Here is a 15,029-nt window from a genome sequence, read left to right as displayed (position 1 = left end):
GGCAGGTGCTTTATGTCGAGCAAGAAAAAGTCCCTGGAGATCGAAACCCTGCGCGGCCTGGCGTGCCTGCTGCTGGTGCTCTATCACGTCATCGGGCCGTTGGGCGGTGGTCTGAAGATCGACATCGGCTCGCCGTTCCGGGTGATTGCCGACTCCATGGTGTACGTGCGCATGCCGCTGTTCACCTTTATTTCCGGGTACATCTATTCGATCTACAAAATCCGCGGCAATGACTTTTCCGCATTCTTCAGCGGCAAGGTGCGGCGGTTGATCGTGCCGCTGTTTTGCGTCGGCGTGCCGTTCTCTGTGCTGCAAGCGGTGGGGCCGGGGGTGAACAAGGATGTCGGTGTGATCGACGCGTTGCTGTCGTTCTGGGTGCCGATCAATCACTTCTGGTTCTTGCAGGCGGTGTTCATCATTTTCATGTTCGTCGGCTTGCTGGAGTGGCGGGGCTTGCTGCGTTCTCCGGCGCGGTTGTTCGGTCTGTTCGCGTTTGCGGCGGTGTTGTTTCTGCTGCCGCCGTTCAAGCTCGATGCGTTTGGCATCAATGGCGCGATTTATCTGCTGCCGTTTTTTGTCGCGGGGATGATCGGGCAGGAGAACGTCGACCGGTTGAAGCAGGCGTTCAAGGTGATCGGCCCATTGGTCTTCGTGGGGATTTCGCTGACGCTGTTGTACGTGGCGGCGATTGATCGTGAGTTGATTGTTGATCGCCGTAGTCTGATCGGTCTGACCGTCGGTTGCGTTTCCTGCATCGCGTTGCTGTCGAGTGATATGCGCTCGAAGTGGCTGACCTGGCTGGGTGGTTACTCCTACGCGATTTTCCTGTTTCATGTGTTGTTTGCGGCGACGTCGCGATTCGTCCTCGGGCGTTTGGGTGTGAAGGATGAAAGCCTGCTGGTGTTGGGGGGGCTGACCTTTGGCTTGCTCGGGCCGGTGGTGTTGTCGATGATTTTCAGTCGGTTCAATTTCACCTCTGTGTTGTTCCTCGGTGAACGCGCGGCGAAGAAGAAACCGTTGGCGCCCATCACTCCGGTGGTGCCAACCCAATCATCCCTGTAAGTCACACAATCCCTGTGGGAGCTGGCTTGCCAGCGATGGGGTCGAGTCAGGTACAGATCATTACCTGATCCACCGCCATCGCTGGCAAGCCAGCTCCCACAGGTTTATTGGTATGCACAGATTTAATGGATGACCGCAAACCCTGTGGGAGCGAGCCTCCACTACGGATTTAAGGAAATTTTGCATGTTGGCAGTAGATGACGCGCAACCCGTCGCAGCGTCGGTGGTTGAGGTGGGCGATGCGCGTGAGCGGTTTGCGCAATGGCGTGAAGGCCAGGCCGGCAAGGTTCTGTCGGTTTCGGTAATCGGCGATAGCTACAGCGCCGGGCAGGATTTCTATCTGAACAAACTGGTGCAGCGCGTGGCCGGGGAGGTTGGTTTCGCCGGGCCCGGTTACGTTGGCTTCAACCATGGCGCGGCGCTGGGTGGCACGCATTTCAAATACACCCGCAGCAGCGAGAAGTACTTTGGTGGCGGCTGGGATGTGTCCGGCCTCGGCCAGGCCAGTCCTGACAGCCGCACGGTGACAGGGCAGCCCGGCGCCTGGCTACAGATCGATGCCAACCCGACACCTCGGATCAACACGGCGGTCACCCAGGCGAAGTTGCTTTATCGGGGCAATGGCGAACCCAGTGAGGTGCGCTATCGCTGGGCGCCGTCGGAAGACTGGAAACCATTGACGCTCGCAGGCTCAGGCGTTCAGGAAGTGCCATTGCCGAGCACACCGCCAGCGGCGGATTGGTCATTCAAACTGGAAGTGGTGAAAGGCTCGCCGACGTTGTTCGGCCTGTGGATGAGCAATGATCAGCACGGCATTCGGGTGTCCAAACTCGCGGCGTCTGGCGCGGCATCCGCTGACTTCTACCACAAGGATCTGCAATGGCAGACGCAGTGGAAAGCCGTCGTCTCAAAGATCCCCGCCGACGTTTACCTGATCATGCTCGGTGGCAACGATCAGGGTTTTGGGGTGAAACCCGAAGCATATCTGCACAACGTCCAGGGTCTGGTGGGAATGATCCGCGAGATCCAGCCAGCGGCGAGCATCAACCTGGTCATGCGTCAGGACACCACGCGCTCCAGCGCCTACCCGATGTCGGCGTATGCGCAGGTATTGCAGCCGTGGGCGCGTGAGCAGCATTTGGGTTACGCCAATCTGCAATGCGCCTTTGGCTCCGACGTCAAACGCTATGCTGGCACGATGATCGGCCCGGACAAGATCCATCCGCTCCCGGCTACGGGGGGAAAGGTGATTGCTGATTATTTTTACCGCTGGATAGTGGGCGCGGACGATAACTGCTCCGCATCCCGGCAGTGATCGTTCCCACGCTCCGCGTGGGAATGCCGCCCCGGGACGCTCTGCGTCCCTTCGCTGCGTGACGCAGAGCGTCACTGGATGCATTCCCACGCAGAGCGTGGGAACGATCAGGTGAGGGGCATTATTTGAAGGCGTCGATTTGATCGAGCAACTCCGCAATCTTCTGCGGCATCAATCGTGTATCACAACGGGTTTCGACGTTGATGATGATCGCCGGGTCGTTGCAGCAGATGCGCACGCGAAAGCGCCAGTCACCGAAAATCACCTTCAGCCCATCACTGTCATCCATTTCCAGCGCCTGCTCGCCATACAGCTTTTTCAGATGGGCGAGCAGGGGATAGGGATCGGCCATCGTCCGGCGAATGTCGCCAGACGAAGGAAACATGCCAATCCGCTCCACCAGCAAAATCGTGCCCAGCCACGACTCGTTGGCGCTGGGCAACGGCTGATGGCGGGACAACCAACTCATCACCCCGAGGTTATCCACCTCGCGTTCAATCTCTACGGAATGTTGTGCAATGTTCATGGTGGCCTCGCTGGGAGAAGGGCGCCGTCTCAGCGGCCCTTGAGGTAGACGTTTTCGTAGCAGAAGTTGGTCGCTTGCAAGTAGCCCTCGGCGTCGCCGCAGTCGAAGCGCAGGCCCTTGAACTTGTAGGCCAGCACGCAACCGTTCTGCGCCTGTTTCATCAGCGCGTCGGTGATCTGGATTTCACCGCCCTTGCCCGGTTGGGTGTCGGCGATCAGGTCGAAAATGTCCGGGGTCAAGATGTAGCGACCGATGATCGCCAGGTTCGACGGCGCATCCTGCGGGGCGGGTTTTTCCACCATGTTGTTGACGCGGTAGATGCCGTCGGACATCAGTTCGCCGGCGATCACGCCGTACTTGTGCGTCTGGTCAGCCGGGACTTCCTGGATGGCGACGATCGAGCAGCGGAATTTCTTGTACAGCTGAATCATCTGCGTGAGCACGCCGTCACCTTCCAGGTTCAGGCACAGGTCATCGGCCAGCACCACGGCGAAGGGTTCGTCGCCGATCAAGGGGCGACCGCTGAGGATCGCGTGGCCAAGGCCTTTCATTTCCACCTGACGGGTGTAGGAGAAGGTACAGGTATCGATCAGCTCGCGGGTGCCGGCGAGGAACTTCTCTTTCTCGGTGCCGCGAATCTGGTGTTCCAGTTCATAGCTGATGTCGAAATGATCTTCCAGCGCACGCTTGCCGCGACCAGTGACGATGGCCATGTGTTGCAGGCCAGCGTCCCGCGCTTCTTCAACGGCGTATTCGATCAACGGCTTGTTGACGATCGGCAGCATCTCTTTCGGCATGGCTTTGGTGGCCGGCAAGAAACGCGTGCCATAGCCGGCAGCGGGGAACAAACATTTACGAATCATAAAAGTATCCTGGACAGTCATGGAACACAGGCAACGGTTGCGGGCCATAACGAATGGCTGCAAGTTTCAATGAGTATTGAAGGCTTACTTTAATACCCGAGTCAGGTTATTAATGGCAATTGGCGACGGCGGTAAAACACGACAATGTTATTAGATGTCGGTTAGAGCGTTATTAGTTATTTTTAGTCGGTATCTGTTGATAGTGGTGTTTGCACTTGCAGTGCTAATAAGTAGCGGGCGATACAGTGTGACTTGCAAAAATATTTATTGCCAGTCATTGAACTGAATTTGTTTTTTGTTGTTGTCGCCTTATTTGTGTGGATTGCGACACATCTGCACAACAACAGGCTTGACAACCTACCGGCTACTTATCCACTAACGGACCGCGCTATGAAGATTCTGGTAACCGGTGGCGCCGGCTATATCGGCTCGCACACCACACTTGCTTTGCTTGAGGCGGGTTATGAAGTTGTCGTGCTGGATAATCTTTGCAACAGCAGCGATGCGGCATTGCATGCGGTAGAAGCCATCTGCGGCAAGAGCGCGTTGATGATTCGCGGCGACGTCTGCGACCGCGCGCTGCTGGATCGGATTTTCCAGGAGCACGCCATCGAAGCCGTGCTGCATTTCGCCGGGCTCAAGGCCGTCGGCGAGAGCGTGCGCCAGCCTTTGGCGTATTACGAAACCAATGTCAGCGGCAGCATCACGCTGTGTCAGGCGATGGCAGCGGCGGGGGTGTTCCGGCTGGTGTTCAGCTCATCGGCCACCGTTTACGGTGAGCCTGAGCAGATGCCGATCCGTGAAGACTTCCCGACCGGCAACCCGACCAACCCCTACGGTCAATCCAAGCTGATCGTCGAGAACGTGCTGCGCGATCTGTGTCAGTCCGAACCGCGCTGGAGCATCGCCTTGCTGCGTTACTTCAACCCGATCGGCGCGCATCACAGCGGCCAGATGGGCGAGGATCCCAACGGCATCCCCAACAACCTGCTGCCTTACATCAGTCAGGTCGCGGTCGGTAGCCTGCCGGAGCTGTCGATCTTCGGCGACGATTACCCGACAGTCGATGGCACCGGTGTGCGCGACTACATCCACGTCGTCGACCTGGCGGACGGGCACTTGAAGGCCTTGCAGTCGATCAGCGGGCGCAGCGGCATTCATACCTGGAACCTTGGCACCGGCGATGGCTACAGCGTGTTGCAAGTGCTGCGCGCTTTCGAACAGGCCAGCGGACAACCGGTGCCTTATCGGGTGATGCCACGTCGTTCGGGGGATATCGCCGAGAGTTGGGCCGACGCTTCCAAAGCTGCGAAAGAGTTGGGCTGGAAAGCCACGCGTAACTTGCAGGACATGGTCACCGACACTTGGCGCTGGCAATCGAGTCATCCAAACGGCTATCTCGGATAATGTCGTTTTGATACCGAATGTTAGTTTCGGTCAGGTGTTAGATATCGTCTGGAAAATACGCTGGAAATGCCTTTTGCAAGTCCGTAGATATAAACCTGCCGTTCGACTTTTATCAGTTGGGTAAGACTGTGAAAGAACAACGGATCTTGTTCGCATTTTTCGCGGACTTGAACTCTACCACCTCTAACACACGCCGGTTTTTAACAGGATGAATGTTAGAAAGGAGTTGATATGAAAAAAGTGATGGCAGTTGCCCTGTTGACGATGTTGAGCAACTGGGCTGCCGCAGCTGAAGCGCCGCTGACAGCGGTAACCAATGTAGGTGGCAATGTAGCGGCTTCTCAAGCGCCTGCAGCCAGTACTGCAATGGTTGCCAGTGCTGTAGCGGCGTCCAACAGCGGTGGCAGTGCCAACGGCGGTACCACCGGTACGACGGGTACCACCGGTACAACCGGCACGCATAACTAACAGACGTTTTTGTTAGTGCAGTAAGGGTCGCCCGACGCAAGTCGGGTGACTTCTTTTTAGATTCGCCCTTGAATAGCGTAGTGCCATTATGACTCGTAGTTTTTCTCTTTTAATGTTGGCAAGTCTCGCTTTACAAGGTTGCATGTTTTCCCCGGGCCAATACCTGAGCACCAGTGACATCACCCGCCAAGGGGCCAGTGAAAGCAGCCGGGTCGAGCTGATCCCGATCACCCCCAAGCTGATTTCCACCACTCGCGCCACGCAAAAGCGCACGTCGGTGCCGAAGGAGCTGTTGGCGACCCCGGCCGAATATCGCATCGGCAATAACGATGTGTTGTACATCACGGTCTGGGATCACCCCGAACTGACGGCCCCGTCCGGCGCGCAACAACAGATTGATGCCAACGGCCGTCTGGTGCGTTCCGATGGCACGCTGTATTACCCGTTCATCAAGGAAGTCCAGGCCGCCGGCCGGACCATCCAGCAACTGCGCGCGGACATCGAACAGCGCCTGTCGGCGTTTATCGCCGAGCCGCAGGTAGACGTCGCCGTGCTGCGTTTCGCCAGTCAGAAAGTCGTGGTCACCGGCGCGGTCGGCAAGGCCGGCCCGCAAGCGATTTCGACCAATCCGCTGAGCGTGGTCGAGGCCCTCGGCACGGCTGGCATCGACACCAACAATGCTGACCTGTCGGGCCTGACACTGACGCGCAACGGGCGGGTCTATCCGCTCAATCTCGACTCGCTCAACCAGCAGGATTCCGAGTTGCAGGGCGTCTACCTCAAGGGTGGCGACCAGTTGTATCTGCCGTACAACGACAACAAGCGCATCTATGTGATGGGCGAGGTCAATCAGCCGCGCGCATTGAGCTTCAAGACCGCGACCATGAACCTTTCCGATGTGCTCGGTTCGGTCGGCGGCTTGAGCCAGACCACCTCCAACGGCAACGCGGTGTACGTCATTCGTGGTGTGGAAAACCTTGATGTCGAACCGGCGAAGATCTACCAGTTGAATGCCGAATCGCCGACCGCCATGGCACTCGCCACGCACTTTGAAGTACGCCCACAGGACGTCGTGTATGTCGGGCCTGCCAACGTGACGCGCTGGAACCGCTTCATCAGCCAATTGGTGCCGTCGGCATCGATTGTCGGAACCGGGGCTTCCGCAGCGAAGAACTGGAGCGAATTCAGTAACAACAGCAAATAAGGTCGCCGACTGTGAACACGTTGAAAGTTGGCGTCTGCCTGATGGCGGCCCTGTTGTTGTGTGGCTGTAACCCGCTGATGAGCGCGTCGCTGAACAACCTCAAATCGGCGGTGATCGGCCCGGATGAAGTGGACGTGACGCCGGCCCAGGTGGCCGAGGTCAATTATCCGCAGCTCAAACTGACCACGCCGTCCGGCTCCGGGGTGCTGGCGCTGGTGCGCGAGCGTGAGGACCTGCAGTTCTGGGTCGCCTCCGGCAAACAGGTTTTGCTCCTGCGCAATGGTCTCGCCGTGCGCAGTATTGGCCTGGGCCTTGAGGGCGATCTCGACGGCACGCGACTGGCGGATGACTCGCCGTTCAAATCAGGTCTGCATCAAGTTGCCGATGGCTTTACCAGTCGGCGCTGGATCGATCTCTACAAGGGTCAGGAAGTCGGGGTGATCGTCAACAGCCGCTTCATCCGTCGCGCCACGGAAACCCTGGACATTCTTGATAAGGAATACACCGTGCTGCGTGTCGATGAGCAGATTGACGCCCCGGCCATCGGTCTGAGTGCGACCAATCGTTATTGGGTCGATCCGCGTGACGGATTCATCGTCAAGAGTGAGCAGCAACTGACCGCGCAATTGCGCGTGAAGATTGTGCAACTGACCCCTGATCGCAGGCACCTGCCGTGAAGCGGTTCAGAATGCTGTCGGCGTGCCTGTTGTTGATCAGCGGCATCAGCCAGGCCGCCGTCACCGTCAGCGGTGATGTCGCCAACCCCGGGCCGGTCAAGCTGCCCGCGGGCGGGCGCCTGCTCGATGTGATCAACGAAGCTGTCCCGAATGCCGAAGGTTATTGGCTGGCGGGTGTCTTGTTGCGTCAGTCATTGCTGGAGGAGCAGACGCGGCTCAAGGCCGGCGTGTTGTTTGATCTGGACGTGTTGCAACGCATGGCGGCGCTCTTCGATAGACCGAGTCGGGTGGCGCTGACGCAACGGTTGATCGAGCAAGTGCGGGAAATGCCGGTCACCGGACGGCAGATCGCCGATCTCGACCCGGTGGCGATTGAAGTCGGCTTCGCCCGCAACATTCGGCTGGACGATGGCGATCGCCTGATCTACCCGAAACGCGTCGACGAAGTTGAGGTGCTCGGCGCTGTCGCCGAAACCTGCCATTTGCCTTATCAGCCCTTGCTGGAAGCCCGTGAATATCTGGAAAGCTGCCCGCCGCTGGACGATGCCGAGGCCGATTACCTGTGGCTGATCCAGCCCAACGGTGTCTCGCGACGCGTCGGCATTGCCCACTGGAATCGCGAGAGCGGGCAGTTTCCGGTGGCAGGCAGCAAGATTCTGGTGCCGGTGAAAAATGATGATCTGGATCCGCCTGTCCCTGAGTTGAATCAGCAGTTGGCCGAATTGATTGCCACGCAGCTGGCCGAGGTGGTTCGTTGAAGTTACGTTTTGCAGCTGTGTTGTTATTGCCTTGTGGTCTGGCGCATGCCGAGCCGCGCATTACTCAGAATGACTTTGGTGGCACCGGTCTGTTGCAGACGCCGACCGCGCGCATGGCCCCGGCCGGCGAGTTGAGCGTCAACGCCAACCGCACCGAGCCCTACAGTCGCTACAGCGTTTCGTTGCAGCCACTGGACTGGCTCGAAGGTTCCTTCCGTTACACCGCGATCACCAACCGGCCGTACGGCTCCGAGGCCCTCAGCGGCAGCCAGAGCTATAAGGATAAGGCGGTCGACGTCAAAGTCCGGCTGTGGCAGGAGAGCCATTGGTTGCCCGATGTCGCCCTGGGCTTCCGAGACGTCGGTGGTACGGGTTTGTTCTCCAGTGAGTTTTTTGTCGCCAACAAGCGCTACGACAATTTCGATTTCAGCGCCGGCATTGCCTGGGGTTATCTGGGCAACCGAGGCGACATGGATAACCCGCTGGGCTATGTCAGTGATCGCTTCGATACCCGGCCCGCGCTCGAAGGCACCGGTGACGTCAACTCAGGTTCGTACTTTCGCGGCAGGCCTTCGTTGTTTGGTGGCGTGAGTTATCAGACTCCCTGGGATCGCCTGAGCCTGAAACTCGAATACGAAGGCAACGATTACAAGCACGAACCGAAGGACAACATCATCAAGCAGGACTCGCCGATCAACTTCGGCGCGGTGTTCAAGGTGGCGGATTCGGTCGACGTCAGCGCGGCGTGGGAGCGTGGTAATACGGCGATGTTCGGCATCACCTTCCACACCAACTTCGTCAGCCGCAAGGCGCCGGCGAAGACTTACGATCCAACGCCCGAGCCTTTGCCGGCGAAGATGCCGACCACCGCGATGGAGCAGGTTGACTGGGCCAACGTCTCGCAACGTTTGCAGCAGAATGCCGGCTACAAGGTCGAGCGTATCAGCCAGCGCGATTCCGAGTTGATCGTGTATGGCGAGCAACAGCGTTATTTTCATTCGTCCAAGGCTGTCGGGCGGGCGAGCCGGATTCTCGACAACAGCGTCAACGACGACATCAATTGGTTCACCGTGGTCAACAAGCGCTACGACTTGCCGCTGGAAGAAACCAGCGTGCCGCGCCAGACCTTCCGCGAAGTGATCAACAACGAGGAGCCGCTGCAATCGCTGCACCGCACCACCGAAGTCAATCCGGCGATGCCGCACAACGAGAAAACCCTCTACACCGAAGCGCCGCAACATTTCAGTTATGGCGTCGGTCTGGGCTTCAAGCAGAACGTCGGCGGCCCGGATGGTTTGCTCTATCAATTCAGTGCCGATGCGGATGCCGAATACCGCTTCAATCGCAGCACCTGGTGGAGTGGCATGCTCAGCGCCAACCTGAAGAACAACTTCGACAAATTCACCTATGACGCACCCAGCGGTTTGCCGCGTGTGCGTACGGATTTGCGTCAGTACCTGACCGAATCCGAAGTGACCATGCCGATGTTCCAGCTCAGCCACACCGAGCAGTTGGATAAAGACCTGTATGGCATGGTTTACGGCGGTTATCTGGAGTCGATGTTTGCCGGGGTCGGGGGCGAGGTGCTGTTCCGCCCGACGGGCGAGCGTTGGTCGGTGGGGGCGGATCTGAACTACGTGCGCCAGCGGGAATTCGATCAGGGGTTTGGTTTGCGCGATTACTCGGTGGTGACCGGGCATATCACCGGTTACACCGATTTGCCGTATGACACACTCGCCGCTGTCAGTGTCGGCAGGTATCTGGCCGGTGACTGGGGCGGCACGCTGGACATCTCCCGCGAGTTCTCCAACGGCGTGCGCTTCGGTGCCTGGGCGACCATCACCACGGCCGGCAGTGCCGAGTACGGGGAGGGTAGCTTCGACAAGGGCATCTACCTGTCCATCCCGTTCGACGAAATGATGAGCATGTCGACCATGCGCCGCGCCAACCTCGTGTGGGCACCGCTGACCCGTGACGGTGGCGCAAGGCTTAATCGGGGTTATCAACTGCATTCGATGACCGATAGCCGGGATGACGACATGTTCTATCGCAACTTCGAGAAGATCACCGAGTAATCCCTGTACCAAATCCAATCCCTGTGGGAGCTGGCTTGCCAGCGATGACGGCGGTCCATTCAGCATCGATGTTGACTGGGCGGACGCAATCGCGGGCAAGCCCGCTCCCACAGTGGCGTTGTGTCGAATCCAAAATCCCGGCTTATCTGCAGCTCCTTTTGTGAGCTGTGCTGTCGCCAAATCCCGGGCCACCATCAATCCCTTGTGGGAGCTGGCTTGCCAGCGATGACGGCGGCACATTCAGCATCAATGTTGAATGGGCGGACGCAATCGCGGGCAAGCCCGCTCCCACAGGGGGTTTGTGTGGAGTCCGAAATCCCGGCTTATCTGCAGCTCCTTTTGTGAGCTGTGCTGTCGCCAAATCCCGGGCCACCATCAATCCCCTGTGGGAGCTGGCTTGCCAGCGATGACGGCGGTCCATTCAGCATCAATGTTGACTGGGCGGACGCAATCGCGGGCAAGCCCGCTCCCACAGGGGGGTGTGTGGAGTCCGAAATCCCGGCATATCTGCAGCTCCTTTTGTGAGCTGTGCTGTCGCCAAATCCTGGGCCACCATCAATCCCCTGTGGGAGCTGGCTTGCCAGCGATGACGGCGGCACATTCAGCATCGATGTTGAATGGGCGGACGCAATCGCGGGCAAGCCCGCTCCCACAGGGGGGTTGTGTGGAGTCCGAAATCCCGGCTTATCTGCAGCTCCTTTTGTGAGCTGTGCTGTCGCCAAATCCTGGGCCACCATCAATCCCTTGTGGGAGCTGGCTTGCCAGCGATGACGACGGTCCATTCGGCATCAATGTTGACTGACCTGACGCCATCGCGGGCAAGCCACGCTCCCACAGTGGTGTTGTGTCGAATCCAAAATCATGGCCAACACACGATCCCCTGTAGGAGTGAGCCTGCTCGCGATAGCGCCCGACCAGTCGCCATCTGCATGCCTGACACACCGCCATCGCGAGCAGGCTCACTCCTACATGGCGTACTGCGAACCCCAAATCCGGGGCACAAAAAAGGGGACTTTCGTCCCCTTGCGGTCCTGCCTTGCGCAGCGCTGAATCTCAGTAGATATCCTTCGACAACAGCGTAAACGGTGTCTTCACCAGGATCTTCAGGTCGAGCCACAACGACCAGTTGTTGATGTACTGCAGGTCGATCTCGACACGCTTTTGCATCTTGTCGAGGGTATCCGTTTCACCCCGGCAGCCGCTGATTTGCGCCAGTCCGGTAATGCCCGGTTTAATCCGGTGACGCGCCATGTAGGCGAGGATTTTCCCCGAGTAGAAATGGTTGTGCGCGACGGCGTGTGGACGCGGGCCAACCAGTGCCATATGCCCCTGCAGCACGTTGAACAGTTGCGGCAACTCGTCCAGCGATGTGCGGCGGATAAAGCGTCCGACGGCGGTGATGCGCGAGTCGTTGCGGCTGGCCTGTTTGACATCGCGGTCATCGTGAACACGCATCGAGCGGAACTTCCAGACCTTGATCACCTTGCCGTTCCAGCCATGGCGATCCTGCTTGAAGAACACCGGGCCAGGCGAGTTCAGTTTTACCGCCAGAGCAATGATCAGCAGCACCGGGCTCAGCAGAAGGATGGCCAGCAGCGCCACGCTTTTTTCCGCCAGGCTTTTGCTTAGTGCTGCGGTCGGTCGGCTGGTCAGCGGGCTCTCGTTCAAGTAGATCGCCGGCAGACCGTCCACGACTTTCACCGAGTGATTGAGCAGGGTCAGACTGTTCAGGTCCGGCACCCAGACAACATCCACGTTGGCACCCAGCAAGTCGACATACATGGCTTCGATTTTCGCCGCTTCCGACAGCGGCAGGGTGATGTACAAGCGGCGGATGTCGTGGGCCTTGATCAGCTCCAGCAACTGTTCCTGAGCGCCGACAACGCGTGGAGCATCAGAATCCAGAGTGGGCAGGCTACCGTTGCTGACCAATCCCACCAGCGGCAGGTTTTCGATCTGGCTGAGCTTTTTCGCCAGGCCCAACGCCAGCTCACCTGTCCCCACAATCAGGGTCTTGTGCTCGCTTTTGCGCGAACGCTGATAGAACTTCGAGAACGCATGCAGCGGCGCGTACAGCAACGCCTGACCAAGGAAGCCATAAACCGCCCAGCTCAAGATCACCTGCCGGGAAAACAGCTCATCGGCCTTGCAGACAAATGCGATGAACGCCAGCGCCGCCATGGTCATCGACCAACCCATGAACAGCCGACCCAGTCCGGTCAGGTAGTTGTCGCGTTTGCGATAAACGCCACTGAACGTATAGGCCGGTACTGAGGCCAGTACCGCTAGCGTTGCGCACATTCGGTAATAGAACGCGACGGTTCCGGTGTGCTGTTCGGCCAGTACAAACAGCAGAGCAACAATAAACCCCTGCGCCAGCGCCCATTGGCCCCAAAAGGTCAGTCCCTTGAGGCCCGTGCTTCGATTGATACTGAGAGAAAGATCCATACGATATCCCCAAAAGACGTCCATTCAGGTTTCAACAGTTGAAAGCCGAGTTGTTAGTCAGATTATTGTTTTTGTTCTAACGAGTGTTCTGAGGTAACAACGTCGATATGCCGAACTGTCGTCAGTCAATAGACTAAGTTATTGTCGGAGAATGGTGTCTGACGAGTTCTAACAAGATGGCACATTGCCAACTTTTTAATAATTAAATATTGGCTTGTTAGAAAAGGTCGTGGAGAAGGAGGTGAATAAGTGATGTTGTATTTGTTACTGTTGAAAGGGTGGAGGCAGGGAGTTTCAATCTATCAAGGGAGGTGAGTTCAAACAGAGTGCTCTTGTTGTTTTTGTAATCGCACTGTTATCTGTTTGTTTTGTTCGCGGCGGTCGCAGTGTTTACGCGACGATGTCCTGAATGAGGCAATAACCGCGGTTTCTTACGGCGCGAAATAGCCGCTCACCATTACTGGCGCTTTTGAATTTGTCTTGCAGGCGACTCAGGCACATTTCCAGACCGCGATACTGTTCGGGCTCTCGGCCAATGCTGAGGATCAAGTCATCTCGACTGACAACGCGCTCTTCATGATGGAGCATTTTCCTGACCAATGCGGTTTCTAGTCCGGTAAGACTGATCTGCACATCTTCCTTGACCAGTGCGCCTTGATCATTGTCCAGGTGCCAGGTTTCGGTGCCAGGTGTATCGCCTAATATAGCTTGAGGCAAGTTGCTGGTTTCCCCAGTCATTGCCGGAACGCTTTGAAATGGATTCGTCGATTGTGCGGCGCGCCATTCGGACTCGAGCGTGGCCAGTATTCGCTGGGTGTCGTGTTCAATGGTGCGGGCGACGTTCTTGCGGGTGCCGCTTGGGTAAGTGAACTCCATCAGCATCGGAGCGGAAGAGGGTGAAGTAGCACCTTCAATAAACATTTGCGCCTGAGAAGTGCCAAACGAATTGAAACGCTCGCTGGACAGAATGCTCTCAAGTTCACGCTGCGACGTTGTACTGTGAGTCACGACGACAAAATATTTTCTGGGGAGGGTTGTACTAGTTTCCATGTCTCTCTCCTTAACTGCGTACCAAAAATTGGCTAAAAGGTCATTCGGCAGGCGAGCAATGACTTCCTTGGAAGTAATCGACAGGCAGGGTCTGGGCCCGAAAATGGCCCTCGATAAGTTCCACTCGATCTGCTGCTATGTTGTTGAGTTTATTGTTATGGTGTCGCGCTCATTCAAGTGCTTTGTTATAGGTAGATATGAAGTACAACGAGAGCTATATGGTTGCATCAGACGATCCTTCGTTCGTATGCAAAAGGGTGGCTGCCCTTGATCAGGCAGTCGATATCAGGCCCCGCATCAGGCGATAGCCATAGCCGCGGATACTCTGAATCGCGTTTGTACCATACATGTCCTTGATTTTTCCACGCAAGCGGCTGATCGATTTCTCCAGCGCCCTCGGGTCGTAGAAATTGGTATTGAGCCCCATGATGGTGGCGATTTCATCATGGCTGAGAATGTGATTACTGGTTTGCGCAAACGCTTCGAGAATCTTCATTTCGGCAAACGAGATGTCGAGTTTCTGGCTGGTGCCCAACAGGCAAATGCGCGTGGGATCAAGCGTCAGACTGATATCGCGCTGCCATTCTTCACTGCTGAAGAACTCGCCCAGCAACTCGGCACTGTCGTCGGATAAGGTATTGAACTTGATACAGAAGTCCGCCCCGGCAAGATAATATTTGATCTTGTTGAAGGCGCCCCGGCCAGTAATGACCGTGCAGATAATCGGTTTCAAGTTGTCGGTGCGCAGGTTCTCCACCAGCGCGAGATTATCTTCGAGGGCCTGTGGGCTGTCGATGACAATGAAGATGGCGCGATACGAACCAGAGCGTTCATTCTGCTTATATGAACTAGTGAACGAATCGACTTCAAGTGCCATATCGGTTCGCACGTGCTTGGCGAGTAGCGACCTGAAATGTTCAGCCACGCCACGGGTACGGCCCAGAGTGAGAACACCTGGTTCGTCATTTGTCGGGCGCGGACTACTAGTCGCCAAATTCCCTGAGAGCATCATGCATTGACTCGAATTAGGTGCTGACATCTGGATGTTAAAGCACCGGTTCTCATCTGTGACTGACAATTGGTAACATTTAAGCGGATTTTAGACGTGGCTCCCGAGTTTTCTAACAATAATTAAGCAATTCAAGCTTTTAGTTGATTTTTTCGGGAGTGTGAACT

General features: G+C 57.1%; 13 protein-coding genes. 8 read left to right on the top strand and 5 right to left on the bottom strand.

Annotated elements, in window-relative coordinates; genetic code table 11:
• Window positions 1-12 precede the first annotated feature (12 nt).
• A complete protein-coding gene (locus tag KI231_RS19875) occupies window positions 13-1,062 on the top strand; it encodes an acyltransferase family protein (protein WP_213026116.1) in 1,050 nt (349 codons plus the stop codon).
• Between the two features lie 184 nt (window positions 1,063-1,246).
• Window positions 1,247-2,377 (top strand): SGNH/GDSL hydrolase family protein, encoded by a 1,131-nt coding sequence (locus tag KI231_RS19870; protein ID WP_213026115.1) that lies wholly within the window; start codon window positions 1,247-1,249, stop codon window positions 2,375-2,377.
• A gap of 121 nt (window positions 2,378-2,498) precedes the next feature.
• Here the strand turns inward: KI231_RS19870 and KI231_RS19865 are convergent, their stop codons facing one another.
• Both KI231_RS19865 and galU read right to left on the bottom strand, forming a co-directional pair.
• Window positions 2,499-2,903 (bottom strand): phosphohexomutase domain-containing protein, encoded by a 405-nt coding sequence (locus KI231_RS19865; protein ID WP_213026114.1) that lies wholly within the window; start codon window positions 2,901-2,903, stop codon window positions 2,499-2,501.
• Between the two features lie 29 nt (window positions 2,904-2,932).
• A complete protein-coding gene (gene galU / locus KI231_RS19860; RefSeq protein ID WP_064117882.1) occupies window positions 2,933-3,766 on the bottom strand; it encodes a UTP--glucose-1-phosphate uridylyltransferase GalU in 834 nt (277 codons plus the stop codon).
• Between the two features lie 390 nt (window positions 3,767-4,156).
• On the opposite strand from galU, the gene galE reads away from it, so the two are divergent.
• From galE to KI231_RS19830, 6 genes are all read left to right on the top strand, one after another.
• Window positions 4,157-5,173: a UDP-glucose 4-epimerase GalE gene (gene galE, locus KI231_RS19855; protein ID WP_103305100.1), complete on the top strand. Its 1,017-nt coding sequence runs from the start codon at window positions 4,157-4,159 to the stop codon at window positions 5,171-5,173.
• Between the two features lie 231 nt (window positions 5,174-5,404).
• Window positions 5,405-5,641 (top strand): hypothetical protein, encoded by a 237-nt coding sequence (locus KI231_RS19850; protein WP_007910552.1) that lies wholly within the window; start codon window positions 5,405-5,407, stop codon window positions 5,639-5,641.
• 88 nt (window positions 5,642-5,729) lie between these two features.
• Window positions 5,730-6,845 carry a polysaccharide biosynthesis/export family protein gene (locus tag KI231_RS19845; protein ID WP_213026113.1) on the top strand — a complete coding sequence of 372 codons (1,116 nt, stop codon included), beginning with the start codon at window positions 5,730-5,732 and terminating at the stop codon, window positions 6,843-6,845.
• A gap of 11 nt (window positions 6,846-6,856) precedes the next feature.
• Entirely contained in the window at window positions 6,857-7,522 is a 666-nt protein-coding gene (locus KI231_RS19840; RefSeq protein ID WP_213026112.1) for a YjbF family lipoprotein, read from the top strand.
• The gene (locus KI231_RS19835; RefSeq protein WP_502937185.1) at window positions 7,519-8,280 is read left to right on the top strand and encodes a capsule biosynthesis GfcC family protein; all 762 of its coding nucleotides are present in this window, start codon (window positions 7,519-7,521) and stop codon (window positions 8,278-8,280) included. The genes KI231_RS19840 and KI231_RS19835 overlap by 4 nt, the downstream gene beginning before the upstream one ends.
• Entirely contained in the window at window positions 8,277-10,355 is a 2,079-nt protein-coding gene (locus KI231_RS19830; protein WP_213026111.1) for a YjbH domain-containing protein, read from the top strand. Before KI231_RS19835 ends, KI231_RS19830 begins: the two co-directional genes overlap by 4 nt.
• Before the next feature lie 1,053 nt (window positions 10,356-11,408).
• Here KI231_RS19830 and KI231_RS19825 read toward each other — a convergent pair.
• The 3 genes from KI231_RS19825 to KI231_RS19815 all read right to left on the bottom strand — a co-directional run bounded on the left by KI231_RS19825 (window position 11,409) and on the right by KI231_RS19815 (window position 14,865).
• On the bottom strand, window positions 11,409-12,803 hold the full coding sequence (locus tag KI231_RS19825) for an undecaprenyl-phosphate glucose phosphotransferase (protein WP_103305105.1): 1,395 nt from the start codon (window positions 12,801-12,803) through the stop codon (window positions 11,409-11,411).
• Window positions 12,804-13,193: 390 nt separating this feature from the next.
• Window positions 13,194-13,853, bottom strand: a complete 660-nt coding sequence (locus tag KI231_RS19820; RefSeq protein WP_213026110.1) for a winged helix-turn-helix domain-containing protein — start codon at window positions 13,851-13,853, stop codon at window positions 13,194-13,196.
• Window positions 13,854-14,124: 271 nt separating this feature from the next.
• On the bottom strand, window positions 14,125-14,865 hold the full coding sequence (locus tag KI231_RS19815; RefSeq protein WP_103305107.1) for a winged helix-turn-helix domain-containing protein: 741 nt from the start codon (window positions 14,863-14,865) through the stop codon (window positions 14,125-14,127).
• Window positions 14,866-15,029: the final 164 nt, after the last annotated feature.

This window comes from Pseudomonas sp. Seg1 (assembly GCF_018326005.1).
In the GTDB taxonomy this organism is placed as follows: Bacteria; Pseudomonadota; Gammaproteobacteria; order Pseudomonadales; family Pseudomonadaceae; genus Aquipseudomonas.
The sequence above is the reverse complement of the archived record's forward strand: the minus strand, read 5'-3'. Positions and strand labels throughout refer to the sequence as shown.

Excerpts from the sequence above, each read along its gene's own strand:
- KI231_RS19875 (WP_213026116.1), top strand. The coding sequence starts at position 13 with ATGTCGAGCAAGAAAAAGTCCCTGGAGATCGAAACCCTGCGCGGCCTG.
- KI231_RS19870 (WP_213026115.1), top strand. The coding sequence starts at position 1,247 with ATGTTGGCAGTAGATGACGCGCAACCCGTCGCAGCGTCGGTGGTTGAG.
- KI231_RS19865 (WP_213026114.1), bottom strand. The coding sequence starts at position 2,903 with ATGAACATTGCACAACATTCCGTAGAGATTGAACGCGAGGTGGATAAC.
- galU (WP_064117882.1), bottom strand. The coding sequence starts at position 3,766 with ATGATTCGTAAATGTTTGTTCCCCGCTGCCGGCTATGGCACGCGTTTC.
- galE (WP_103305100.1), top strand. The coding sequence starts at position 4,157 with ATGAAGATTCTGGTAACCGGTGGCGCCGGCTATATCGGCTCGCACACC.
- KI231_RS19850 (WP_007910552.1), top strand. The coding sequence starts at position 5,405 with ATGAAAAAAGTGATGGCAGTTGCCCTGTTGACGATGTTGAGCAACTGG.
- KI231_RS19845 (WP_213026113.1), top strand. The coding sequence starts at position 5,730 with ATGACTCGTAGTTTTTCTCTTTTAATGTTGGCAAGTCTCGCTTTACAA.
- KI231_RS19825 (WP_103305105.1), bottom strand. The coding sequence starts at position 12,803 with ATGGATCTTTCTCTCAGTATCAATCGAAGCACGGGCCTCAAGGGACTG.
- KI231_RS19820 (WP_213026110.1), bottom strand. The coding sequence starts at position 13,853 with ATGGAAACTAGTACAACCCTCCCCAGAAAATATTTTGTCGTCGTGACT.
- KI231_RS19815 (WP_103305107.1), bottom strand. The coding sequence starts at position 14,865 with ATGATGCTCTCAGGGAATTTGGCGACTAGTAGTCCGCGCCCGACAAAT.